Origin of the sequence: Curtobacterium sp. MCLR17_034 (assembly GCF_003234485.1) — a bacterium.
In the GTDB taxonomy this organism is placed as follows: domain Bacteria; phylum Actinomycetota; class Actinomycetes; order Actinomycetales; family Microbacteriaceae; genus Curtobacterium; species Curtobacterium flaccumfaciens.
This window is the reverse complement of sequence record NZ_QKTH01000018.1, coordinates 17,474-38,719: the sequence shown is the minus strand read 5'-3', so window position 1 is coordinate 38,719 and position 21,246 is coordinate 17,474. Positions and strand designations below refer to the sequence as shown.

Sequence of the window (21,246 nt, the reverse complement as noted above, 5' to 3'; positions counted from 1 at the left end):
TATGTCTACTGCCCTTGATACATCAAGGCAAGCGACATAGACAAGACGGGATACCGTCCCTCTCGCACCGTGCGAGGTGGCCCGCACTTGGAGTGCAGAAATGGTCGGGTGCCCGAAGACGACCCGACCATTTCTGCTCACGAAGCGAACGACGAACCGCCCCGCGACCCCGCGACCCCGCCCCGCCCGCCTCAGCGGAAGTGCATGTTCTTCAGCGGGTCGACGAGGGTGCCGTTCCGCCGCGTCTCGACGTGCACGTGCGGCCCCGTCGACTGCCCGGTGTTGCCGGACTTCGCGATCTCGGTGCCGAGCTTCACGATCTGTCCCTGCTTCACCTCGATCTTGCTGAGGTGCGCCGTCAGCACCGCCGTCATGCCGTACGTCACGACGATGTAGTTGCCGTAGGCCGCGTCGTTCGCGATGGTCTTGGTGACCGTCCCGGTCCCGGAGCCGTACACGGCCGTCCCCACCGGCACCGGGGCGTCGGTGCCCTGGTGGTAGCGCGGGACGTGCCCGGCGCCGCGGTCGTCGCCGTACCGGCCGGTGATCTTCGTGCCGTTGACGGGCCAGGCCAGGCCGGTGACCGGTCGGCTCGACCAGACCCGGGTGTCCTTCGCGCCGTAGAGCACGACGTTGCCGTCGACCTGCACGAGCAGGTTGCCCGACCCTGCGGTGCTGGTGCGCGAGCTCCAGAGCGCGACCTTCTTGCGCGACGCGTCACGGGTCCAGATGACGAAGTTGCCCTTGGCCTGCAGCTCGCCCCAGGCGCCCGGGTGTCCGCCGGTGCGCGACTGCCAGACGACGCGACCACTGACCTTCTGCACCAGGTTGCCGTCGGTGCGCATGTTGAGGATGCGTGTGTTCGAGGTGTCGGATCGCAGCACGGTGCCGCCCAGGATGGTGTTCCCCGACGGGACGCGGTCCTGGTAGCCGTTCCAGCTCACGACGACGGTCTTGCCGGCGAGCAGCGCCATCGTGCCGTCGGCGCGCACCTTCAGCGCCGTCGAGTTCACGGTGCCGGCCGAGGCCCATCGGGCCACACGCTTGCCGTTCTTGGTGATGTCGAGCGCGCGGTTCTTGCCGACCACGGCGATCGCGCCGGAGTTGCCGGCGGTGTTCGATGCCCACAGCACACGGTTGCCGATGCCGTACTCGACCAGGTTGCCGTCGCCCTGCATGATGAGCTTGAACTGGCCGTTCGGCGACGTGACCTGGTCGCCGGGCAGGATCTTCGTGCCGGCCGGGGCCGAGCCGACCCAGACCGCAGAGGCCGCTGCCGGTTCGGCTGTCGCCACGAGCGCCCCGGCCGCCAGGGCCAGTGCCGTCACGGCGCCGGCGATGCGTGGGAGTCGGCGCGCACGTGCGACGGTCGACGGAGTGGTGGTCATGGATCCCCTGCCCTGGAACCGACCGTGCGAGCGCGCGGTCGTTCGGCGCTCGCCCTGCACGAGTCGCCGAACGATGTTCGCTTTTCTGCGCGGGGTGCACAACCCCTTGGACGGGGGGGTGTACAGCACGGAGCCGATCGCCGCGGGACAGGATGGGACCATGTCGACGCCGAACCCCGCCTTCGTCCCGCCCGCTGCGCAGACCACCCGTCCGGACCTGCGGGGCACGTTCGGGATGGCGGCGTCGACGCACTGGATCGCGACGGCGACCGCCCAGTCGGTGCTCGAGCGCGGAGGCAACGCGTTCGACGCGGCCGTGGCCGGGGCCTTCGTCCTGCAGGTCGTGGAGCCCCACCTGAACGGCCCCGGGGGCGACCTGACGGCGGTCTTCGCGACGGCGGTCAACCCCGTGCCGACGGTGCTGGTCGGTCAGGGTCCCGCGCCCGAGGGCGCGACCCCGGAGCACTACCGCGCCGAGGGCCTCGACCTGGTCCCCGGCTCCGGCGCGCTGGCCGCGACCGTCCCCGGCGCGGTCGACGCCTGGCTGCTCCTGCTCCGCGACCACGGCACGTGGGAACTGGCCGACGTCCTCGCCCCCGCGATCGGGTACGCCCGCGACGGCCACCCGGTCGCACCTGCGGTGGTCCGGACGATCACCGCCGTGCGCGGCCTGTTCGAGCAGCACTGGCCCACCTCCGCCACGCAGTGGCTGCCGGGAGGCACGGTGCCGGTCCCCGGGGACCTGGTGCGCAACGACGCACTCGCCGCAGTGCTCGACCGGCTGATCGAGGCCGGCGCCGGTGCCGGCAGCCGGACCGGCCGCATCGATGCGGCCCGGTCCGAATGGGCGGAGGGGTTCGTCGCCGAGGCGATCGACCGGTTCGTCCGCGAACCGCACCGGCACGCGTCGGGCACCGACCACGCCGGGGTCATCCGGGCGTCCGACCTGGCGGCGTTCCGCGCGTCGTACGAACCCGCGACGACCGCCGAGTTCCGTGGCTGCACGATCGCCAAGACCGGACCGTGGGGCCAGGGTCCGGCGCTCCTCCAGACGCTGCGGCTGCTCGAACCGCTCGACGACGCCCTGCTCGACCCGTCGACCGAGCTCGGCGCGCACACGATCGTCGAGGCGCAGAAGCTCGGCCTCGCCGACCGCGAGGCGTTCTACGGCGACGGCGAGGTCCCGATGGACGTCCTGCTCTCCGACGCCTACGCCGACGAACGTCGTACGTTGATCGGCGAGCGTGCTTCGGCCGAGCTCCGACCCGGCACGATCGCCGGGGTCGAGCACGCGCTGCCGCCGGTCCGGACCTCGTACGACTCCGCCGGGTCGGTCGGGGTGGGCGAGCCGACCGTGCAGGTCGCCCGCGCGGCCGAAGCCGACACCGAGGTCCCGCCCGCCGCTCCGCTCGAGGACCGCGGCGAGCCGTTCGTCACCCCCGACGGCGAGACCCGCGGCGACACGTGCCACATCGACGTCGTGGACCGCTGGGGCAACATCGTCAGCGCGACCCCGTCCGGCGGGTGGCTGCAGTCGTCGCCGACGATCCCCGAGCTCGGGTTCTGCCTCGGCACCCGACTGCAGATGACGTGGCTCGAACCGGGCACGGCCTCGACCCTGCGGCCCGGCGAGCGCCCCCGCACGACGCTGACCCCGACCCTGGTGCTCCACGACGGGCAGCCGGTCGCCGCGCTCGGTTCCCCCGGCGGTGACCAGCAGGACCAGTGGCAGCTGCTGTTCCTGCTGCGCTGGATCGTCGGCGGCTACTCCCCGCAGCAGGCCATCGACGCACCGGCGCTGCACACCACGTCGTTCCCGGGGTCGTTCTGGCCGCGCACGTGGGAGCCCGCCGGACTGGTCGTCGAGGACCGCCTGGGCGACGAGGTCATCGCGGCGCTCGAGGCCCGCGGACACGTCGTGACCCGCGGCGGTGACTGGAGCCTGGGCCGGCTGTCGTGCGTCACCCGCGACCCGGACACCGGGATCCTGGGCGCTGCCGCGAACCCGCGCGGCGCGCAGGGCTACGCCGCGGGACGCTGACCGGCGCCCGTTCCTTCCCAGAACACCCGCACTGGAAAGTGGAATCGGGCGTACCTGGTCAGAACTTCCGACCGGGTACGCCCGATTCCGTCAGGTACACCGAACCCATCAGGCACGCCCGAATCGACCGGGTACGCCCGGTTCAGAGCGTCGGGACGACCACCGCGCGACCCGAGAGTTCGCCGGCCTCGAGCTTCCGGTACGCCTCGAGCGCGTCGGACAGCGCGTAGCGCTCGACGTCGGGGACGATCTGCCCCGCGCGGTACATCGCGACGACCTCGTGCAGGTCCTCGATGGTGCCCCAGTAGGTGTTCGTGATCGTCGACTCGTACGGCGTCGCGAAGAAGTTCCACTCGGTGGTGCCGCCCGCGATCCCGACGACGGTGAACCGCCCGCCGACCGCCATCGAGGCCTGCGCGACCTTGATCGTGGAGGTGGCTCCGACGAAGTCGAAGGCCGCGTCGACGCCACGTCCGCCGGTGATCTCGCGGATGCGCTCGGCCTGGTCCGGGCCGCCGGGGACGGTGATCGCGCCCCGGGCTGCGGCGCGGTCCATCGCGTCCTGCTTCATGTCGGTCGCGATGACCGTGGCGCCGGTGAGCGCCGTGAGGATCTGCACGGCGATCTGCCCGAGGCCACCGAGCCCGACGACGAGCGCGAAGCGACCGCCACCAGCCAGGTTCGGCAGGGAGTTCTTGATCGCGTGGTACGGCGTGAGCGCGGCGTCGCTCAGCGGTGCGGCGGCGATCGGGTCGGCGTCGCCGAGCGGCACGAGGTTCCGCGCCGGGACGCTCACGTACTCCGCCATGCCACCGTCGCGCCCGAGGCCGATCCCCATGTAGGGGTTCGTCGCGGCGTTCTCGCAGTAGGTGTCCTGCCCCTTCGAGCAGTACGAGCAGTGCCCACAGCCGACCGGCCCGTAGACCAGGTAGGCGTCGCCCTCGGCGAAGCCGGTGACCCCGTCACCGACGGCCTCGACCCAACCGGAGTTCTCGTGGCCGAGCACGAACGCGGGCGCCTGGGCTCCCGGCTGCCCCTGCTGGAACTCGCGGTACACGGCGACGTCCGAGTGGCAGGCACCGGCGCCGGCGACCTTGAGCAGGACCTCACCCGGACCGGGTGCGGGCTTCGGGACCTCGGTCAGGGACGGGAAGGTCTGGTACTGCTCGAACACGACGGCGCGCATGGGGTTCTCCTTTGATCGCCCTTCACGCTACACCTGTCGCCGAGGACGACATGTGTCGCCCAGTTGCGTCGGACCCCCGCCCTCCCGCGAACAATCCGCGGTCGAACCGTGCCCCACCAGGGCGCGACGACCGCGCCACCATGACACCCAGCACGACCGCGCCGAGCGGTCCGGTGAAGACGAGGAGCAGGATCCACAGACCGCTGTGGTCCCGGTCGTGCAGTCGCCGCACGAGCAGCGACCACCGGGGCACGATGGTCAGGATCGTCGGGACGAGGATCGCCAGGTCCCACGCGTCCGGCCAGACGTCCCGCCCACCGCTGCCCCAGCCGAACCACCCGTCCCGCCCGCGGTCGATCAGGTGGAACGAGACCCGCGGTGACGGGACGACCCCGAACGGGTCCACGTACATCTCCCATCGCCCTCCGGTCCCGTGCGCGCCGACGACCCAGAGGGCAACCCCGACCAGCGCGAGCTCGAGCGCGATCACCCACCAGAACTCCGAGCGACTCGCCCGCCCGTGGAACCGCCACCCCTGCGTCCAGAACCGGAGCCAGGCGACCACCGGGTTCGCCACGTCGGCCGGACCCTGCTCGAGCACGGACTCGCGGAAACCCGTCACGCTGCTGTCCCCCATGTGCCAGATCGTAGGGCAGACCTGCGTCTTCGCCGTGAGCCCATTGCGAGAACGGTCGTTCTCCGATTGACTCAGGAGCGGTGGTCCCGTTCGGGGCCGCTCCCCCACACGAAAGGAGCGGGCATGCCCACTCGCACCGCACGCACCGCCTGGAACGGCGGCCTCGAGGACGGTTCCGGCCAGGTCGAACTCTCGAGCTCGAAGGTCGGCACGTACGACGTCTCGTTCCCGAAGCGCACCGCCGAGGACGCCGGGGGCACCACGAGCCCCGAGGAGCTCATCGCCGCCGCACACTCCGCCTGCTACGCCATGCAGTTCTCCGCGGTCCTCGGCGAGGCCGGCGGCACGGTCGAGGCCCTCGACGTCAAGGCCGACGTCTCGCTCGGCCCGGACCCGGCCGGCGGCTTCCGCCTCACCGGCATCGTCCTGACCGTCAGCGGCGAGGTCTCCGGCATCGACGAGACCGCCTTCCTCAAGGCCGCCGAGGACGCCAAGGCGACCTGCCCCGTCAGCAAGGCGCTGACCGGCGTCGAGATCACGCTGCACGCGACCTTCGAGCAGTAGGCGCGGGACGTAGGAGCGTCACCACCTGACGGACGGGAGGCCCGTGGCGACCCCGCCACGGGCCTCCCGTCCGTCGTCCACCTACGCTGGGTGCCGTGCCCCGCTTCCTCGCCACCCCGACCCTCGTCGCCCTCTGGCTCGGCCTGCTGGCCGTCGTCCTCGGGATCGTGTTCGTGCTGACGACTCCGACCTTCACATTCGGCTTCGCAGCCTTCGCCCCGCTGTCCGACTACGCGTTCGTCGCGGGGAGCCGCCCATGGCAAGCGACGGTGGGACCGGTCCTCGTGCTGGTGGGCGCGGTCGTCGCGGCGTTCGCCCTCGGTCGTCTGAGCACGCGCCGCCGGGGCTGATCCGAAGGCGTCCAGCGGACGTCCGGACTCGGCCGCCGTCGACTGGCACCATGGCGTGATGGCCGAGCAGCACCCCCCGGGCCCGCACAAGCCGGGCCGCCCACCCCGGCCACGACGCCGCAGCCTCGCGCAGCACGACCTGCGCGACGCACGAGCCCGCCTGCGCGGGACGATCTACGAGCACGTCGAGCCCGACGCCAAGGGGCGCGACCAGTACACGGCGACCCAGATCGTCGACTTCTGCCTCGACCTGGCCGAGGTCATGCTCGCCTCGGGTGCCGACACCCGTAGCGTCGAGACGGCGGTCGTCGCGGTCTCGACGAAGTGGAACCTCGCGCCGCTCGACCTCGACTTCTCCGGCAGTTCGGTGACCATCCAGTACGCCCCGGCCGACGTCCCGCCGCTCGTCAAGGTCCGCACCGTGCGGTCGGACGGCTCCGACCTCGACAAGCTCGCGCGGGCGAACCAGATCGTCGACGACCTGATCCACGACGACCGCGACATGACCTCGGCGGTGAGCGCCCTGGTCGCCGTCCTGCGACTCCCGCCGCGGTGGCCGATGTGGCTGTCCGACGTCGGCCTGTCGATCCTCGGCATCTCGATCGCCGTGCAGGCCGGAGGCGGGTGGCGGGCCGGACTCGGGGCGTTCGTGCTGATGCTCGGGATCATCGTCTCCGGGCGCTGGCTGACCGACCGGGGGTACCCGCAGTTCTTCGTGTCCGGGGCGCAGGGCGCGGTGGCGTCGGCGATCGGCACGCTGGCCATCTGGGCCGGCGTACTGAACGCGAACGGCGCCGCGACGATGGTCGCGGCACTCGTGGTGCTCCTGCTGCCGCACCCGTCCCTGGTGACCTGGGCGCAGGACGCCATCTCGGGGTTCCGGGCGATGGCCGTGGCCCGGGCGTTCTACATCGGGCTGGTCATCGCGGCGATCGTGGTCGGGGTGCCGGCCGGGATCGCGATGACGCACTGGCTGCGGATCGAGGTCGACCCGTCCGGCATCGTGACGCAGACCCTGCCGCTCTGGGCATCGCTGTCGCTGACCGTGGTGTCGGCGGGCGCGAACTGCTTCGTGCAGCAGGCGAGCGCCCGCGTGATCCCGGTCGCCGTGGTGTTCTCGGTCGCCGCCGGTGCCGCGCTGTGGGCGCTGCGGCAGGCCGGGCTGCCGCTCCTCGGGGCGACGTTCCTGGCGGCGGTGCTGCTCGGGGTGCTCTCGACCTACGCAGCCGTCCGGATGCGCACGGCCGTGGCGGCGATCGCGGTGCCGGCGTTCTGCGGGGCGCTGCTGCCCGGTGTCGCCGTGTCGAACGCCCTGCTGAACTTCATGTCCGGGTCGTCGAGCGCCGCGCTCGACTTCGTGGCGGCGGTGTCCGTGGCGCTCGGGATCGGCGCTGGCCTGGTGCTCGGCGGGCTCTTCGCGACGCCCGGTGCCCGTCGAGCGCTCCGCCGGACGCGTCGGGTCGTCGTGCACTCGGTCCACAACGACACCACGGCGCTCCGCGTCATCCGTGACACCGGGTACGACCCCGGCGACGGTTCGGTGCCGCGCGGGTCGCGCTCGGCCGGCGCTTCGTGAGCCGCTCGGCCGGCACCTCCCCGTAAGGCGCTTCGTGAGCAGAAGAGGTCGGGTGCGACGCACGCACCCGACCTCTTCTGCTCACCGAGTGGGCGTACCGCGCTCAGCCGGCGTCGGAGACCGCGCTCGACACCGCGGTCGGGGCGTCGTACTCGCCGTCCGGGATCGCGCGGAGCGCCTCGAGGACGTCGTCCGGGGCGCCCTCCTGCTCGGCCGTCGAGACCACGTCGTCCTTGGACGCCGGGTAGTCGATGCCGCTCAGGTACTTCTGGACCTGGATGGGGTTCGGTGCTGCCATGTCGGTTCCTTCCGTCAGGTTGCGCCTCCCGGAGTACCCGCGGGGCGCTGCACGACGACGCAAGGAACGCGCTCCGCGGACGAACCGCCGGTCAGATCTCCCAGCTGCCCGAGTCGTCGTCGTCCCACATCGCCAGACGGCGGGCGGCCTGCGGCTCGTACCGCTCCATCCAGCCGCGCTCGAGCCGGGCGACCGCGCGGTCGAACGCCGCCACCAGGTCGAGCTCGGCGCGCAGCAGGGCCTGCAGCTGCAGCCCCTCGTACAGGGCGATGAGCTGCTCGGCACCGCGGCGCGGGTCCATCGTGTGCGGGGCGCGGCCGATCGCGACGTCGTGCTCCAGGCCGCGCTTGATCTGCGCGAAGAAGAGCTGGTACCGCGACCGCAGGTAGGTCGCCATCGGGTGCGCCGGGTTGCCCGCGACGGACAGCAGGGCGACGAGCAGGCGCATCAGGGCCGGGTCCTCGGCGTTCGAGGCGACGATGGCGCGCAGCAGGTCCACGGTCGAGCCGTCACCGACCTCGTGCGTGACCTCGTCCATCCGGGCACCGTTCCAGCGGTCCAGTGCGGCGAGGACCAGGCCGTCCCACGACGGGAAGTGCTGCTCCAGCTCGGCGACGCTGATGCCCATCCGCTCGGCGACCTGCACCGGCCGGGCCTCGTGGAAGGGGACGTCCCGGAGCAGGTCGACGGTGGCACCCACGATCGTGATCCGCAGGTGCAGCGTGGCCGCCGCGGCCGCCGCGGCCTGCGTGTCGGCGCTGGTGTGTTCGAGCATCGTGCCCTCCGTCGTCCCCGGACGTCCTGTCCGTGTCGCCCCGGATCCGGGGTACCTCCATCCAAACGCAGAACGGGGGACATAAGAATCCCCGGTACGGGTGTCGGCACAAGGGGGGACAGACCACGACGTCGAGCCGGTTCGCGGTCGTCCGTGCGACCATGCGGGCATGACCCCGAACGACCCCACAGCGCAGGGACTCGCGACCATGGCCTCGACCGGCTTCGAGTTCGGCGGCGAGCCCGACCAGGTGGCGCACGACGTCCGGGCCATGTGGGAGCAGCTCGGACGGCCCGTCGGTGCGTTCGAGGCGGCGGCCCGGGCCATCGCCGTGCTGCCCCAGCGCCCCGAGGTGCCGATCGCCGACCAGGCCCGCCGTCGCGCGTTCGAGCAGGCGATCGGCATCAACCCCGTCGAGGTCGAGCTGGCCGCCGCGATGTCGGCGCGCGAGCTCCTCGAGCGGATGGCGCGCTCCGTCAGCTGCTGACGCGACCAGGCGCCGTAGGCCCGGCCACACGGACGACGGGAGGCGCGGTACCCACCGGCACCGCGCCTCCCGTCAGAGCCCCGTCAGGAACAGGCGCCCTACGGCGTCGGCATCCCACCGTCGACGTGCAGCGTCTCGCCCACGACGTACGACGACTCACCGCTCGCCAGGAACACGTAGGCCGGCGCGAGCTCGGCCGGCTGGCCCCAGCGGCCCAGGTAGGTCTGCTCGCCCGCGCTCGGCAGCGCCTCCGGCGGCTGACCGCCGGCCGGCTGCAGCGGCGTCCAGATCGGGCCAGGGGCGACCGCGTTGACGCGGATCCCCTTCGGCGCGAGCTGCGCGGCCAGGCCCTTCGCCATGTTGTTCACGGTCGCCTTCGTGGCCGCGTAGTGCACCAGGTGGGGCGACGGGGCGTACGCCTGGATCGACGTCGTGTTGATGATCGTGGAGCCGGGCTGCAGGTGCGGCACGGCCGCCTTCGTGATCCGGAACGTCGCGTAGGCGTTCGTCTTGAAGGTCTCGTCGAACTCCTCGTCGGAGATCTTCGTGATGTCGTCGACGTTCTGCTGCTTGCCGGCGTTGTTCACCAGGATGTCGAGGCCACCGAGCTGCTCGACCGCGTCGGCGACGAGCTGCTCGCAGACCTCGAGCGAGGTGATGTCGCCCGGCAGTGCGACGGCCTTGCGTCCGGCGGCCTCGATGAGCCCGACGATGCGGTCGGCGTCCTCCTGCTCCTCGGGCAGGTACGAGATCGCGACGTCCGCACCCTCGCGGGCGTAGGCGATCGCCACGGCGGCACCGATGCCGGAGTCGCCACCGGTGACGAGCGCCTTGCGGCCGGTCAGACGACCCGAGCCGCGGTAGGTGTCCTCACCGTGGTCGGCGGGGACGTTCTGCGCCATCTCCGCGTCGGTGCCGGCACCCTCGAGGTACTGCTCGTCGGGCTTCTTGTCGGCGTACATCTTCGTGGGGTCCTGCATCACGTACTGGTCAGGCCCGGTCTGGTCGTTCTGCTGGTCCGTCATGCCGCCGACGGTACGCAGGGGGTCGCTGCGGGCCGTCCAGGAGGCTGTCCCCCGTTGCGCGGAGCGGCCTGCACCCGCCGGCCGCACCACTCCAGGGCCGCAGGTGCGTGATCCTCGTTTGTCACGGTCCGGTGACGGGCAGGCTCCGATTCGGTAACACCTGTCGTTCTGTTCCGATCGAGGCCCTACCGTCGAACGGTGACTCCTCGGACCCTGCTGGCGCTCGGCGCCGCCGTGCTGGCCTTCTCGGCCAGTGCGCTCGCGTTCGACGGCACCGCCGGGCTCGGGGCCGACGTGGCCGTGGCCGCCGAGACCTCGCACGACGCCGCTCCGGTGCATGTGACGAAGGCGGAACTCCGCCGGGTGGACTCGATCGAGCTCGACGCCGAGGCACTCGTGCTCCGGAACGGCGACGACACCGTGGTCGAGTCCTCGATGCGCGACTCCGGTCTGACCGTGAGCGTCCTGAACCGTCTGCTCGGCACACCGTCCCGCACGCAGACGGCCGAGGGAGACGGCGGGGCGTGCTTCCCCGCCGGCACCACCTACACCTGGGGCGGCGCCATCCGCGTCGCAGCCCTGACGACCGACGCGGCGGCCGGCAACGCCGTCGAGATCCGGGTGCTGCGCGACTCGGTCCGCAGCGTGCTCGGCCGGCAGATCGAGCTGACCGGCCCGGGCGGTGTCCGGGTGGGCGACGACATCGCGGACCAGATCGCCGACGCTCCCGGTTCGGAGCGGGTGTCCTACGGCTCGGACGACTCGCGCGCCTGGCAGCTCCTGCTCCGCGAGGGCTGGGCCGACCGGCACGACGAGGACGACGACGACGAGTCGAGCGAGCACTCCGACGACGCCGGCACCAACGGGGTCTCCGCCCTGACGAACGAGACGACCGTCACGGTGCTCGGTTCACCGATGCCCGTCCACGCGCAGCGCAGCTGCTGAAGCGACTCAGACCCGCAGTGTCGCGATCACCGGGAAGTGGTCGCTGGCGAACCAGGTCTCGGGGCCGTCGTGGTCGATCACGACGCGGTCCACCGCGCTGACGTCGCGGGTGAGCACCCAGTCGATCCGCTCGCCCGAGTCGACCGGCGGCTGCCAGTCGTTGAAGGTGGCTGTGCGGTCGGCGGGGTCCCCCGCGGCGAGCCAGGCGTCGGCGAACCCGGCCTCGGCGAACACCCGCGAGGCCGTCCCGCTGCCCGCGGGTTCGTTGCAGTCCCCCGCGAACACGACCGGGCCGGTGGTGCCCGCCAGTCGTTCGGCGATGAGCGCGGCACTCCGGCCCCGGACCTCGTCTCCGTGCGCACCGGGCTCGTGGTCCAGGTGCGTGGTGAGCAGCGTGAACGCGGGCCCCTCGGCGTCGAGGAACCGGGCGTGGTTCGCGATCCGCGGGTACAGGCTGCCCCAGGTGTTCGAGACGGGCTCGTCCGGGGTGTCCGACAGCCAGAACGACCCCTCGTCGGACGGACGGAACCGGTCGCGGCGGTAGAAGACGGCCGCGTGTTCGCCGGCGTCACCGCCCTCGCGCCCCTGTCCGACGTCGGCGTGGTCCGGCAGGCCGGCACGCAGGTCGTCCATCTGGTGCGCGAAGGCCTCCTGCACGCACAGCAGGTCGGGGTCGTGCCGGCGGATCAGGTCGAGCACGACCGGCAGGCGGGCCGGCCAGTCGTGCGCGGGGTCCGGGTTCTTGATGTTGTAGGTCATCAGGACGATCGGGCGTGCGGCGCTGGTCACACCGTGAACCTACCGACCGGTTGCCCGGCGGGTTCCCATCAGTTGATGCAGGTGCCCTCGGTGCCGTAGTTGTGCACGTCGGTCGACTTGGCCGTCGGCTCCTTCGCGGGCTTCTTCGTCGGCTTCGAGCCGGTGCTCGAACCGCCGGTCGACGGCGTCGAGGCCCCGGCGCTCGGCTCGGTCGCGATCGGCTTCGCGGTCTTGCCGTCGGTGCCGAGCACGAGCGTGACACCGGTGACCGCACTGGTGCGGACGGCGACGGCACCGGGCACCACGGACGCGATGGCCTTCGCCTGCGACTCCTGACCGGCGGGGTACTGCACCTGGGTGGTCTTCGTCGTCGCGGACGAGCCGGCCGGGGCGACCTGGAAGCCGCGGGCGGTCAGGACCTGCCCCGCAGCCGTCGCAGCGCCCTCGACCCCGCTGCCGTTCAGCACCGTGACCGAGGTGTTCGCCGGCTGTGCGCGGCCGGCCTTCGTGTACGCCTCGGGTTCGCCGACCAGGCCCTGCACGAACGCGGGCAGTCCGACGGTGTCGACCTCGACGATCGACAGGGCGGAGCCGTTCACGTAGATCGTCGGCGTGCCGAGCGTCGGGATCGTGGCGGACTGGATGTTGCCGGGCCGCAGGTTGCGCATCTGTGACGCCAGGTCGATGAGGTCGGTGTCGGTCTGGATCGATCCGCCGACCGCCTTGAGGATGTTCCCCATCTTCACCGGGTTGAGCAGCGTCCCCGCCGACGTGACCTTCCGGGCCTCCTGCGACAGGAAGTACTGCTGGCGGACGTTGCGGTCGAGGTCGCCGTTCGGGAGGCCGTGGCGCTGTCGCACGAAGGACAGCGCCTCCTTCGCGTTGAGCGAGGACTTGCCCGCCGGCAGGTCGACGCCGGAGTACGGGTCGCTGGTCGCCTGGTTGAGGCAGACCTGCACCGGGCCGAGTTCCTTGACGACCTGGTAGAAGCCGAGCAGCGAGACGCGGACGTAGTGGTCGATCTGCAGGCCGCTCAGGTTCTCGATCGTCTTGATGAGCATCTTCGCACCGCCGGTGTCGCCACCGCCGTTGAGCGTGCCGTAGTAGAAGGCGCTGTTGAGCTTGCCCTTGCCGACGTCCGGGATGTCGACGTACGAGTCACGGGGGAACGAGATCATCGTCGCCTGGCTGCCGTCGGCGTTGATGTGCAGCACGATCATCGTGTCGGTGTTCGTCGCACCACCGTCCGACGTCGTGCTGAGTTCCGCCATCTGCTCGGGGGTGGCGTTCTCCGGCCGGTGGTCGTCCCCGACGAGCAGGATGTTCTGCGCCTTGCCGTCGACGTCGTCCTTCGTGTCCTTCTTGCCGGTGATCGCGTTGACGATCGTGACACCGTCGGACAGCTGGTTGTACGCGTACCCGGCGTACCCGACGCCCAGCAGCAGGGCCATCGTGAGCACCCCCGCGACGGCCGGGAACACGACGCCTGCGCGTCGCTTCTGGCGCCCGTGGCGCGGCGTCGCAGCACCGCGGTGTGCGGGCTCGGTCGTCTGCTCGGGTTCGTTGCTCACCGGGAAACCATAACCGCCACGCGGGGAACGGACATGGGATGCGCCTGGAAGGTCACCCCGTACTCGCCGTCACCCCGTGACGGGCTGGAGGCCCGTGGCGGCGTCCCACGGGCCTCCAATCCGGCTCCTGGTCGCGCTAGTCGCGCGACGGGAGCAGGTGGATCGCCTCCATGGCGAGTTCGGCAGCGATGGGGTCCTTCGCGACGACGGCGTCCTTGAGCTTCGTCAGCTCGGGCAGGATCACATCGGCCGGCAGGAGCTCGGCGAGCTCCGGCACGCGGAGCTTGAAGGAGAGCCCGTCCGTGGTCGAGTTGCAGAGCTGCACGAGCGACGGGTTGCCGCACGCGTCCGCCCACATCGAGTAGATGCCGGCTCCGTCGCGCGCGACCTGGTCCTGCTCGTCGGCGCTCACCCGCGCGTGCACGTCGTCGAGCATCTTCACGATCTTCTTGCGCTGCGCGTCCGTGAACCGGGGCACCGCGAGCCGCACGACGCCGCCGTAGATCACGCCGAGGGTGCGGTACGCGTCGAGGAGCTCCCCCTTCGTCGGCGCCGCGACCCGGGTGTAGCGGTTCGGCGCCATCTCGATGAGGCCGGCCCGGGCGAGTTCGGCGAGGGCTTCGCGGATCGGCGTCCGGGAGACCCCGAGCCAGGCGATCAGGTCGTCGTCGTTGAGCCGTTCCCCGGGCTCGAGCGTGCCGTCCATGATGGCGTCGCGGATCTTGTCCTGCACCGTGTCACGGAGGAGCTTGCGCTCGGCAGCGGGCTGCGTCGAGGGAACTGGCATGGGTCCAGCGTGTCACATGTCAGGGTTCGTGCGCGAGAGGCGCGACGGCCACCAGGCGCGGTGCCCGAGGTCGTAGGCCAACGCCGGCACGAGCAGCGAACGGACCACGATCGTGTCGAGCAGGACACCGAACGCGACGACGAACGCGATCTGCACGAGGAACAGGATCGGGATCACGCCGAGGGCGGCGAACGTGGCGGCGAGCACGACGCCCGCCGACGTGATCACCCCGCCGGTCACGCCGAGTCCGCGCAGGACACCCTCGCGTGGACCGTGCCGCAGCGCCTCCTCACGCACTCGTGTCATGAGGAAGATGTTGTAGTCGACGCCGAGTGCCACCAGGAACACGAACGAGTACAGCGGCACGCTCGGGTCCGCGCCCGGGAAGTGGAACACGTGGTCGAAGACGAGCGCTCCGACACCGAGGGCCGCCGCGAAGGACACGATCACGCTGCCGATCAGCACGAGCGGCGCGACGATGCTGCGGAGCAGGAGCATCAGGATCAGCAGGATCACGACGAGCACCACGGGGATGATCAGCGTGCGGTCACGGATGCCGGTGTCGTTCGTGTCGACCGCCGTCGCGGTGACGCCACCGACGATCGCTCCCGGGTCGACCCGTTCGACGGCGGTGCGGAGGTCGCGGACGGTCTGCTCGGCGGCGTCCGAGTCGGCGGCGTCGGACAGCGTCGCCTCGAGCAGGACGTCACCGCGGGAGACGGTCGGCGTGCCGCTGCCGGCGGCGTCCCCGGTCACCGGGACGGTCCCGGCGGGATTGTCCTTCGCTGCGGCGACGACACCGTCGACCCCGTCCACCGCGGTGATCGCGTCGACGAGCTGGTCGAGGTCGCGCTCCGCGCCGATGACCTGCGAGGGGCTGCCCGAGCCGCCCGGGAAGTGGTCGGCCAGCACGTCCTGGCCGTCACGGGCCTGCGACGACCCGATGATCAGGTCGCTCTGCGGCACCCCGTCCGCCTTGAGTCCGAACAGGCCGGCACCCATCGCGAGCAGGCCGACCGTGCAGACGATCCACACCACCCGGGACCGACGGGCGACGAGCCGGCCGACGCGCGCCCAGATGCCGCGGGCGTCAGGACCGGTGAGCACGGGGTGGGCGCTGCCGAACGCGGGACGCAGCGGCCAGAACGCCGCGCGGCGGAACGCGAGCAGCAGCGCGGGCAGGAGTGTCAGGGCGGCGAGCAGGCTGAACGCGATGCCGATGGCCGCGACGGGGCCGAGCGCCTTGTTCGAGTTGAGGTCGGAGAGCAGCAGGCAGAGCACCCCGACGATCACGGTGCCGCCCGAGGCCAGGATCGGCTCGAGGCTCCCCCGCAGGGCGGCCTTCGTCGCGTCCCAGCCGGTGCGGTGGTCGCGCAGCGCCTCCCGGAAGCGCGAGGTGTACAGGAGCGCGTAGTCCGTCGCCGCGCCGATCACCAGGATCGACAGGATGCCCTGGACCTGCCCGTTGACCGTCACGATGTCGGCCTTGGCGAGCCACCAGACCACGAGGATCGAGGCGCACAGGGCGAAGGTGGCGGTCCCGAGCACGAGCACGGGCAGCAGGGGTGATCGGTAGACGATGATCAGGATCACGAACACCGCGGCGAGCGCCACCCCGAGCAGCAGCCCGTCGATGCCGGCGAAGGCCTCGGTCAGGTCCGCGGTGAACCCGGCCGGGCCGGTGACGTAGCCGCTCACCCCGGACGGCAGTGCGTCGTCGACGTCGGCCCGGATGGCCTCGACCGCGTCCCCGGTCTCGGCGTCCTGCGTGAGCGTGGCGACGATCTCGACCGCGTCGCCGTCCTCGCTCGGGATCACCGGGCTGACGGCATCGACGTCGGCGCGGTCGGACAGCGTCGTGGTGAGTGCCTTCGCGTCGGCGAGGTCGGTCGACGTCAGGCCGCCGTCGCGCTCGAGGACGATGATCGCGGGCGCTCCGGACTCGTCGCGGAACTCGGAGGACCGCTCCTGCACCTTCGTGGCGTCGGCCGAGGCGGGCAGGAACGAGGTCTGGTCGTTGGTCGAGACCTCGGAGATCTTGCCGAAGAAGGGACCGCCGACCGAGGCGATGCCGAGCCAGACCACGATGACGAGCGCGGGGAGGACGATGCGGAGGAAGCGGGACACGTCGGTGAGCGTACACCGATCGTCAGCATGCTGATTACTTGACCGTCGAGCGCTGCTGACGACCATAGAATCACGGCATGCAGGACACGAGCGAGCAGTGGCCCCTCGGGCGCCTGCTGTCCGCGGCTGCACGGTCCGTCGAGCGGGACTGGGACGAACGACTCCGCGCCATCGGGCTCTCGCACGCCGCGGTCGTCGCGATCGACATCCTCATCCGGACCGGTCCGACCGGCGCGGACACCATCGCCCGCACCGCACGGGTCCAGCCGCAGACGATGTCCCGCACGCTCGAGCGGATGGAGCGGGACGGCCTGGTCGAGCGCACCCCGCACCCTGCCGATCGCCGGCGCCGCGTGGTGAGCGTGACGTACGCCGGCCGGTCCGCCTGGGAGACCGCGCGGCACATCGAGCGCGAGGTCCTGCCGGAGGACCCGGCGCTCCGATCGGCACTGGGCGAACTGCTCGGCAAGCCGCAGTCCGAGTGAAACACTGTTCATGAAATACCACATGCGATAAGATCCTGTGGTCGGTGCGTGCCGATCTGACCACAGGAGCCCCGCATGTCCGAACGCCGAGCCGCCCGCGCGGCCGTTGCACACGCTCACCACGCCGCCAGCAGCAGACGGCGGCGGCGGCCGTTCCTCGTCGCGCTGATCACGACGCTCGGCTCGCTCGTCGGCGTCGCCCTGGTCGTCGCCGTCGTCGCGAGTGCGTTCGTCGGCGGTCTCGCTCGGAGCTTCGACGCCGGGCGCGAGACCATCACGAACCCGTTCCCGAGCGGCACCCGACCGACTCCGACAACCGGCGAGAACGTCCTGCTCATCGGTTCCGACTCCCGGGCGCAGGGCACCCCCGATGGTGGCCCTTCGACGTCCGGCGGGCGTTCGGACACCCTGATGCTGGCGCACGTGCCCGCCGATCGTCAGCACGTCTACCTGATGTCGATCATGCGGGACTCCTGGGTCGAGGTCCCCGGGCACGGGCGCGCCAAGATGAACGCCGCGTACGCCTGGGGCGGGGTACCCCTGACCGTGCAGACCGTCGAGCATCTCCTGGACGTCCGGGTCGACCACGTCGCCGAGATCGACTTCACCGGGTTCGAGGACATGACCGATGCCCTCGGCGGCGTGACCGTGTCCTCCCCGCAGGCCTTCTCGACCGCCCACCACGACTTCGTGGCGGGGACGAACCGCCTCGACGGCGCCGACGCACTCGCCTTCGTGCGGGAGCGTCACGCCTTCGCCGACGCCGACCACACCCGGGTCCGCAACCAGCAGGCGTTCATGCGCGGCGTCGTGGAGGGACTGCTGTCCCGCGGCACGGTCACCAACCCCGGGCGCATCCAGGACTTCGTCGCCGCGACCAGTGAGCACCTGTCGGTCGACGCGGGATTCACGTTCGCTCGGATGGCGGAACTCGGGTGGTCGCTCCGCGCGGTCCGGGCCGACGACCTGGTGACCTTCACGGTGCCGACGGCGGGCTCCGGGACGTCACCGGACGGACAGTCGATCGTGACGCTGAACCAGCTCGAGGTCGGGTCCCTGTCCCAGGCGCTCCGGTCCGACGACGTCGCCGGCTGGCTCAGCGACAACCCGCAGTAGCCCGGCACCGCACGCACGACGACGCCCCACGACTCGAGGTCGTGGGGCGTCGTCGTGTTCGGTCTGCGGAGAGATCAGGCGGGGAGCTGGAGCTCCTGGCCGGCGTAGATCAGGTTCGCGTCGTCGATGGTCGACGTGTTCGCGGCCCAGAGCTGCTTCCAGCCGCCGTCGATCCCGAGCTTCGTCGCGATCGTGTCGAGGGTGTCACCCGAGGCGATCGTGTACGTCTTGCCGCTCGTCTTGACCGGGGCCGGCTTGCTCGGCGTCGTCGCTGCCGGGGCGGGCGTGGACTCGGTCGCGCTCGGCGAGGCCGGCTGCGGGGCGGCCTGCTCGGCGGGAGCCGGTGCCGGTGCAGCGGGCTGCGGGGCGGCCTGCTGTGCGGGAGCCGGAGCCGGTGCGGGGGCCGGAGCCGCCGCGGCGGGCGCTGCACCGCTGGTGCCGCTCAGCCCGAGCTGGGCGGAGCAGGCGGGCCACGCACCCCAGCCCTGCGAGGCGAGGACACGCTCGGCGACGGCGATCTGGGCTTCGCGGCTGGCGGAGGCGGGGTTGCCCGCGCCACCGTTCGCCTGCCAGGTACCGAGGTTGAACTGCAGGCCGCCGTAGTAGCCGTTGCCGGTGTTGATGGCCCAGTTGCCGCCGGACTCGCACTGCGCGAGGGCGTCCCAGGTCGAACCGGACGCTGCGTTCGCGGGGGCTGCCGCGAGGCCGACACCGGTCGCGGCGATGCCGGCGAACGCCAGGCCACCGACGATGGTGCGGGTACGGGAAAGCTTCTTCATGTGATTGCTCCACCGGGGTCACGAGCCGCATCTGTTGCGGGATCCACTGCCCACCCCGACCGATCGCGGTCAGTTGTGGGGGTGCGCCACCGGGGGCAGTGGTCATCGGGCCGGCGGCACCTCGGTCGGCAACCATAGGAAACTCTTGACCGTTATCAAACCGAGACAAACGGTTCTACCTGTGCATGCTATGTACCCCGCCCCAGAACCTGAACGGCTCGATGCCCATGGCCATGGTGATCGAGGCGTACCCGGGTACGTGTCCTTGGCAATTCCCTGGCAATGCCGATCGGTGGTCGGGATCAGGCCCGCGTGAGCAGGGTCACGGCCTCGAGGTGACCGGTCTGCGGGAACATGTCGAGCACCCTGGCCCGACGCAGCCGGAACGACGGCATGCGCGCCAGGTCCTTCGCCAGGGTCACCGGGTTGCAGCTCGAGTAGACGACGTGCTGGACGTCCGAATCCTCGAGCCAGGTCGACAACCGCTCCCCGATCCCGCGACGCGGAGGGTTCACGACGACGAGCTCGGGCACCGCGTCCGGACGGGCCCGGAGGGCGTGCTCGGTCGCGTCGTCGGCGGCGAACCGGAGGCCCTCGAGGCCGGCCTCACGAGCGGACTGCTTGGCGGAGCGGATCGCCTCGGCGCTCGTCTCGATGCCGGTCACCACGCGGCCGGGACGGGCAGCGTGCAGCGCGAACCCGCCGACGCCGCAGTACAGGTCCCACATCGACGCCGGGTCGAGCTCGTCGATCCAGGCCGTCGCCTGCGCGTACAGCTCGGTCGCGACGCCGGTGTTCGTCTGGAAGAAGCTCTGCGGCCGCAGGTGCATCGTGATCCCGCCGAGCCGCATCGGCAGGGTCTCCTGCGCGGTCAGCACGATCTCGCGGTCGCCCTCGGTGACGGCCTTGTGCTCGGGCAGCAGGTTGGCGGTCACCACGACCGCGTTCGGCAGTGCGGCACGCAGGGCGTCGAGGTGCTGGCGGAGCCGCGGGAGCTGCCCCTCGGAACGCAGCACGAACCGGATCATCAACTCGCCGTCGGGCGACTCGGTGACCAGGACGTACTTGAGCTCACCCCGGCGCGCGGCGACGTCGTACGGGATCAGCCCGGCGGTCGAGACGAACTCGGCCAGCACGGGCAACGCGTGCCGGATGCCGGGCGTGCAGATCCCGCAGTGCCGCAGGTCCACCCCGCGCTGCCGGTGGTCGAGGATGCCGACGGTGGGGTGCTGGACGGTCCCGCCCACGACCATCTTCGCCTTGTTCCGGTACCCCGACTCCGGGCTCGTGATCGCGGGCGACCAGGAGACCGCTCCGGGGCCCCCGGCGGCCTCGACCGCGGCGTGCAGGAGTTCACGCGTGCGGAGTTCCTTGTCGAGGACCTGGTCGGTGTAGGGCTGGCCCATGAGCGTGCACGACCGGCACACCCCGCGGTCGAAGTAGTCGCACTGCATGGCCGAGTCAGGATACGGCAGCGTCCCGCGTCGTCGTGGCGATCCGGTACACCGACGTCGTCGCGGTCAGGAAGAGCGTCGTGCCGTCGTCGCCGCCGAAGCACAGGTTCGACGTGACCTCCGGCACGGCGACCGCACCGATCCGGGCACCCGTCGGGTCGAACACGACGACGCCGCGGTGCGAGGACGACCAGACGTTGCCGTGCACGTCGACCCGGATGCCGTCCGGCGCGCCCTCTCCGGGCTCGAGCCGCGCGAACACCCGACCGTTCTTCAGCAGGTCGCCACGACGGTCGTAGGCGCGGATGACCGGCTCGTCACCGGATGAGCTCGCGATGTACAGCACCCGCTCGTCCGGGTCGAACGCCAGGCCGTTCGGCTCGTCCAGGTCGGTCGCCACGGGCCGCAGGTCCTCACCCGCCGGGCCGCACCGGAACACCCAGTGGTCGCCGTACTCACGCACGCCCGGGTGTCCCTCACGCGGCTGCGTGATGCCGTAGGCGGGGTCGGTGAACCAGACGCCGCCGTCCCGCGCGACCACCACGTCGTTCGGGGAGTTGAACCGGCCCCCGTCCCACACGTCGACGATCGGCGTGACGACGCCGTCGCGGTCACGCTCGACCCGACGCAGCCCGTGCGAGCACTGCACGACGCTGCCGTCCCGGTCGAGCGTGCGGCCGTTGGTGAACTCGACACCGTCCGCGTACACCGAGGTCTCCCCCGAGTCGGCGTGCCACTGCAGGATCCGGTCGCCGGGGATGTCGGACCACCGCAGCGTGCGCGTCGACGGGACCCAGCAGGGCCCCTCGGCCCAGGTGCTCCCGGTGGCGATGCGCTCGAGCGCGTCAGGGTCCGGTACGAGGTCGTCGAGCAGCACGGGTTCTCCTTCGAACGGG

The 21,246-nt window shown here is 71.5% G+C and carries 21 protein-coding genes; 8 read left to right on the top strand and 13 right to left on the bottom strand.

The features are described from left to right. Window positions 1-191 precede the first annotated feature (191 nt). Window positions 192-1,388 carry a peptidoglycan DD-metalloendopeptidase family protein gene (locus tag DEI98_RS19015; protein WP_111101225.1) on the bottom strand — a complete coding sequence of 399 codons (1,197 nt, stop codon included), beginning with the start codon at window positions 1,386-1,388 and terminating at the stop codon, window positions 192-194. A 160-nt stretch (window positions 1,389-1,548) separates the two neighbouring features. Between DEI98_RS19015 and DEI98_RS15450 the strand changes: the two genes are divergently transcribed. Continuing rightward, a complete protein-coding gene (locus DEI98_RS15450) occupies window positions 1,549-3,429 on the top strand; it encodes a gamma-glutamyltransferase family protein (RefSeq protein WP_111101224.1) in 1,881 nt (626 codons plus the stop codon). A 142-nt stretch (window positions 3,430-3,571) separates the two neighbouring features. Here DEI98_RS15450 and DEI98_RS15445 read toward each other — a convergent pair whose 3' ends face one another. Further along, the gene (locus DEI98_RS15445) at window positions 3,572-4,615 is read right to left on the bottom strand and encodes an NAD(P)-dependent alcohol dehydrogenase (protein ID WP_111101223.1); all 1,044 of its coding nucleotides are present in this window, start codon (window positions 4,613-4,615) and stop codon (window positions 3,572-3,574) included. A gap of 22 nt (window positions 4,616-4,637) precedes the next feature. Beyond that, window positions 4,638-5,252 carry a DUF805 domain-containing protein gene (locus DEI98_RS15440; protein ID WP_111101222.1) on the bottom strand — a complete coding sequence of 205 codons (615 nt, stop codon included), beginning with the start codon at window positions 5,250-5,252 and terminating at the stop codon, window positions 4,638-4,640. A 123-nt stretch (window positions 5,253-5,375) separates the two neighbouring features. Here DEI98_RS15440 and DEI98_RS15435 point away from each other — a divergent pair, with 123 nt between their 5' ends. The 3 genes from DEI98_RS15435 (at window position 5,376) to DEI98_RS15425 (ending at window position 7,742) form a co-directional block, all read left to right on the top strand. Beyond that, window positions 5,376-5,816: an OsmC family peroxiredoxin gene (locus DEI98_RS15435; protein WP_111094350.1), complete on the top strand. Its 441-nt coding sequence runs from the start codon at window positions 5,376-5,378 to the stop codon at window positions 5,814-5,816. Between the two features lie 95 nt (window positions 5,817-5,911). Continuing rightward, window positions 5,912-6,166 (top strand): hypothetical protein, encoded by a 255-nt coding sequence (locus tag DEI98_RS15430; RefSeq protein ID WP_111094351.1) that lies wholly within the window; start codon window positions 5,912-5,914, stop codon window positions 6,164-6,166. 58 nt (window positions 6,167-6,224) lie between these two features. Beyond that, window positions 6,225-7,742 (top strand): threonine/serine exporter ThrE family protein, encoded by a 1,518-nt coding sequence (locus tag DEI98_RS15425; protein ID WP_111101221.1) that lies wholly within the window; start codon window positions 6,225-6,227, stop codon window positions 7,740-7,742. Window positions 7,743-7,845: 103 nt separating this feature from the next. Here DEI98_RS15425 and DEI98_RS15420 read toward each other — a convergent pair whose 3' ends face one another. Both DEI98_RS15420 and DEI98_RS15415 read right to left on the bottom strand, forming a co-directional pair. Beyond that, window positions 7,846-8,040: a DUF2795 domain-containing protein gene (locus DEI98_RS15420; protein ID WP_027467172.1), complete on the bottom strand. Its 195-nt coding sequence runs from the start codon at window positions 8,038-8,040 to the stop codon at window positions 7,846-7,848. Between the two features lie 91 nt (window positions 8,041-8,131). Next, a complete protein-coding gene (locus DEI98_RS15415) occupies window positions 8,132-8,815 on the bottom strand; it encodes a TetR/AcrR family transcriptional regulator (RefSeq protein WP_027467173.1) in 684 nt (227 codons plus the stop codon). A gap of 169 nt (window positions 8,816-8,984) precedes the next feature. Here DEI98_RS15415 and DEI98_RS15410 point away from each other — a divergent pair, with 169 nt between their 5' ends. Then, window positions 8,985-9,302, top strand: a complete 318-nt coding sequence (locus tag DEI98_RS15410; protein WP_111101220.1) for a hypothetical protein — start codon at window positions 8,985-8,987, stop codon at window positions 9,300-9,302. Between the two features lie 98 nt (window positions 9,303-9,400). On the opposite strand, the gene DEI98_RS15405 is transcribed toward DEI98_RS15410, so the two are convergent. Beyond that, window positions 9,401-10,327, bottom strand: coding sequence for an SDR family oxidoreductase (locus tag DEI98_RS15405; RefSeq protein ID WP_110858602.1), 927 nt, complete (start codon window positions 10,325-10,327; stop codon window positions 9,401-9,403). A gap of 198 nt (window positions 10,328-10,525) precedes the next feature. On the opposite strand from DEI98_RS15405, the gene DEI98_RS15400 reads away from it, so the two are divergent. Next, complete coding sequence (locus tag DEI98_RS15400; protein ID WP_111101219.1) at window positions 10,526-11,272, top strand: hypothetical protein; 747 nt, start codon at window positions 10,526-10,528, stop codon at window positions 11,270-11,272. 6 nt (window positions 11,273-11,278) lie between these two features. On the opposite strand, the gene DEI98_RS15395 is transcribed toward DEI98_RS15400, so the two are convergent. The 4 genes from DEI98_RS15395 to DEI98_RS15380 all read right to left on the bottom strand — a co-directional run bounded on the left by DEI98_RS15395 (window position 11,279) and on the right by DEI98_RS15380 (window position 16,516). Continuing rightward, on the bottom strand, window positions 11,279-12,061 hold the full coding sequence (locus DEI98_RS15395; RefSeq protein ID WP_111101218.1) for an endonuclease/exonuclease/phosphatase family protein: 783 nt from the start codon (window positions 12,059-12,061) through the stop codon (window positions 11,279-11,281). Window positions 12,062-12,099: 38 nt separating this feature from the next. Next, complete coding sequence (locus DEI98_RS15390) at window positions 12,100-13,602, bottom strand: LCP family protein (protein WP_071404828.1); 1,503 nt, start codon at window positions 13,600-13,602, stop codon at window positions 12,100-12,102. Window positions 13,603-13,738: 136 nt separating this feature from the next. After that, complete coding sequence (locus DEI98_RS15385; protein ID WP_111028645.1) at window positions 13,739-14,389, bottom strand: GntR family transcriptional regulator; 651 nt, start codon at window positions 14,387-14,389, stop codon at window positions 13,739-13,741. A gap of 12 nt (window positions 14,390-14,401) precedes the next feature. Continuing rightward, window positions 14,402-16,516, bottom strand: coding sequence for an efflux RND transporter permease subunit (locus DEI98_RS15380; protein WP_111101217.1), 2,115 nt, complete (start codon window positions 16,514-16,516; stop codon window positions 14,402-14,404). A gap of 77 nt (window positions 16,517-16,593) precedes the next feature. Between DEI98_RS15380 and DEI98_RS15375 the strand changes: the two genes are divergently transcribed. Both DEI98_RS15375 and DEI98_RS15370 read left to right on the top strand, forming a co-directional pair. Beyond that, window positions 16,594-17,001 (top strand): MarR family winged helix-turn-helix transcriptional regulator, encoded by a 408-nt coding sequence (locus tag DEI98_RS15375; protein WP_111101216.1) that lies wholly within the window; start codon window positions 16,594-16,596, stop codon window positions 16,999-17,001. 75 nt (window positions 17,002-17,076) lie between these two features. After that, the gene (locus tag DEI98_RS15370; RefSeq protein ID WP_111101215.1) at window positions 17,077-18,117 is read left to right on the top strand and encodes an LCP family protein; all 1,041 of its coding nucleotides are present in this window, start codon (window positions 17,077-17,079) and stop codon (window positions 18,115-18,117) included. A 74-nt stretch (window positions 18,118-18,191) separates the two neighbouring features. Here the strand turns inward: DEI98_RS15370 and DEI98_RS19010 are convergent, their stop codons facing one another. From DEI98_RS19010 to DEI98_RS15355, 3 genes are all read right to left on the bottom strand, one after another. Beyond that, entirely contained in the window at window positions 18,192-18,896 is a 705-nt protein-coding gene (locus tag DEI98_RS19010) for a transglycosylase family protein (RefSeq protein ID WP_111101214.1), read from the bottom strand. Between the two features lie 302 nt (window positions 18,897-19,198). Further along, a complete protein-coding gene (gene rlmC, locus DEI98_RS15360) occupies window positions 19,199-20,350 on the bottom strand; it encodes a 23S rRNA (uracil(747)-C(5))-methyltransferase RlmC (RefSeq protein ID WP_111101213.1) in 1,152 nt (383 codons plus the stop codon). A 7-nt stretch (window positions 20,351-20,357) separates the two neighbouring features. After that, window positions 20,358-21,224: an SMP-30/gluconolactonase/LRE family protein gene (locus DEI98_RS15355; protein WP_375334819.1), complete on the bottom strand. Its 867-nt coding sequence runs from the start codon at window positions 21,222-21,224 to the stop codon at window positions 20,358-20,360. Window positions 21,225-21,246: the final 22 nt, after the last annotated feature.

Bases quoted from the DNA above. Each gene is read 5' to 3' on its own strand.
- DEI98_RS19015 (WP_111101225.1), bottom strand. From the start codon at position 1,388: ATGACCACCACTCCGTCGACCGTCGCACGTGCGCGCCGACTCCCACGC.
- DEI98_RS15370 (WP_111101215.1), top strand. From the start codon at position 17,077: ATGTCCGAACGCCGAGCCGCCCGCGCGGCCGTTGCACACGCTCACCAC.
- DEI98_RS15435 (WP_111094350.1), top strand. From the start codon at position 5,376: ATGCCCACTCGCACCGCACGCACCGCCTGGAACGGCGGCCTCGAGGAC.
- DEI98_RS15385 (WP_111028645.1), bottom strand. From the start codon at position 14,389: ATGCCAGTTCCCTCGACGCAGCCCGCTGCCGAGCGCAAGCTCCTCCGT.
- DEI98_RS15450 (WP_111101224.1), top strand. From the start codon at position 1,549: ATGTCGACGCCGAACCCCGCCTTCGTCCCGCCCGCTGCGCAGACCACC.
- rlmC (WP_111101213.1), bottom strand. From the start codon at position 20,350: ATGCAGTGCGACTACTTCGACCGCGGGGTGTGCCGGTCGTGCACGCTC.
- DEI98_RS15425 (WP_111101221.1), top strand. From the start codon at position 6,225: ATGGCCGAGCAGCACCCCCCGGGCCCGCACAAGCCGGGCCGCCCACCC.
- DEI98_RS15445 (WP_111101223.1), bottom strand. From the start codon at position 4,615: ATGCGCGCCGTCGTGTTCGAGCAGTACCAGACCTTCCCGTCCCTGACC.
- DEI98_RS15420 (WP_027467172.1), bottom strand. From the start codon at position 8,040: ATGGCAGCACCGAACCCCATCCAGGTCCAGAAGTACCTGAGCGGCATC.
- DEI98_RS15440 (WP_111101222.1), bottom strand. From the start codon at position 5,252: ATGGGGGACAGCAGCGTGACGGGTTTCCGCGAGTCCGTGCTCGAGCAG.
- DEI98_RS19010 (WP_111101214.1), bottom strand. From the start codon at position 18,896: ATGAAGAAGCTTTCCCGTACCCGCACCATCGTCGGTGGCCTGGCGTTC.
- DEI98_RS15410 (WP_111101220.1), top strand. From the start codon at position 8,985: ATGACCCCGAACGACCCCACAGCGCAGGGACTCGCGACCATGGCCTCG.
- DEI98_RS15415 (WP_027467173.1), bottom strand. From the start codon at position 8,815: ATGCTCGAACACACCAGCGCCGACACGCAGGCCGCGGCGGCCGCGGCG.
- DEI98_RS15375 (WP_111101216.1), top strand. From the start codon at position 16,594: ATGCAGGACACGAGCGAGCAGTGGCCCCTCGGGCGCCTGCTGTCCGCG.
- DEI98_RS15405 (WP_110858602.1), bottom strand. From the start codon at position 10,327: ATGACGGACCAGCAGAACGACCAGACCGGGCCTGACCAGTACGTGATG.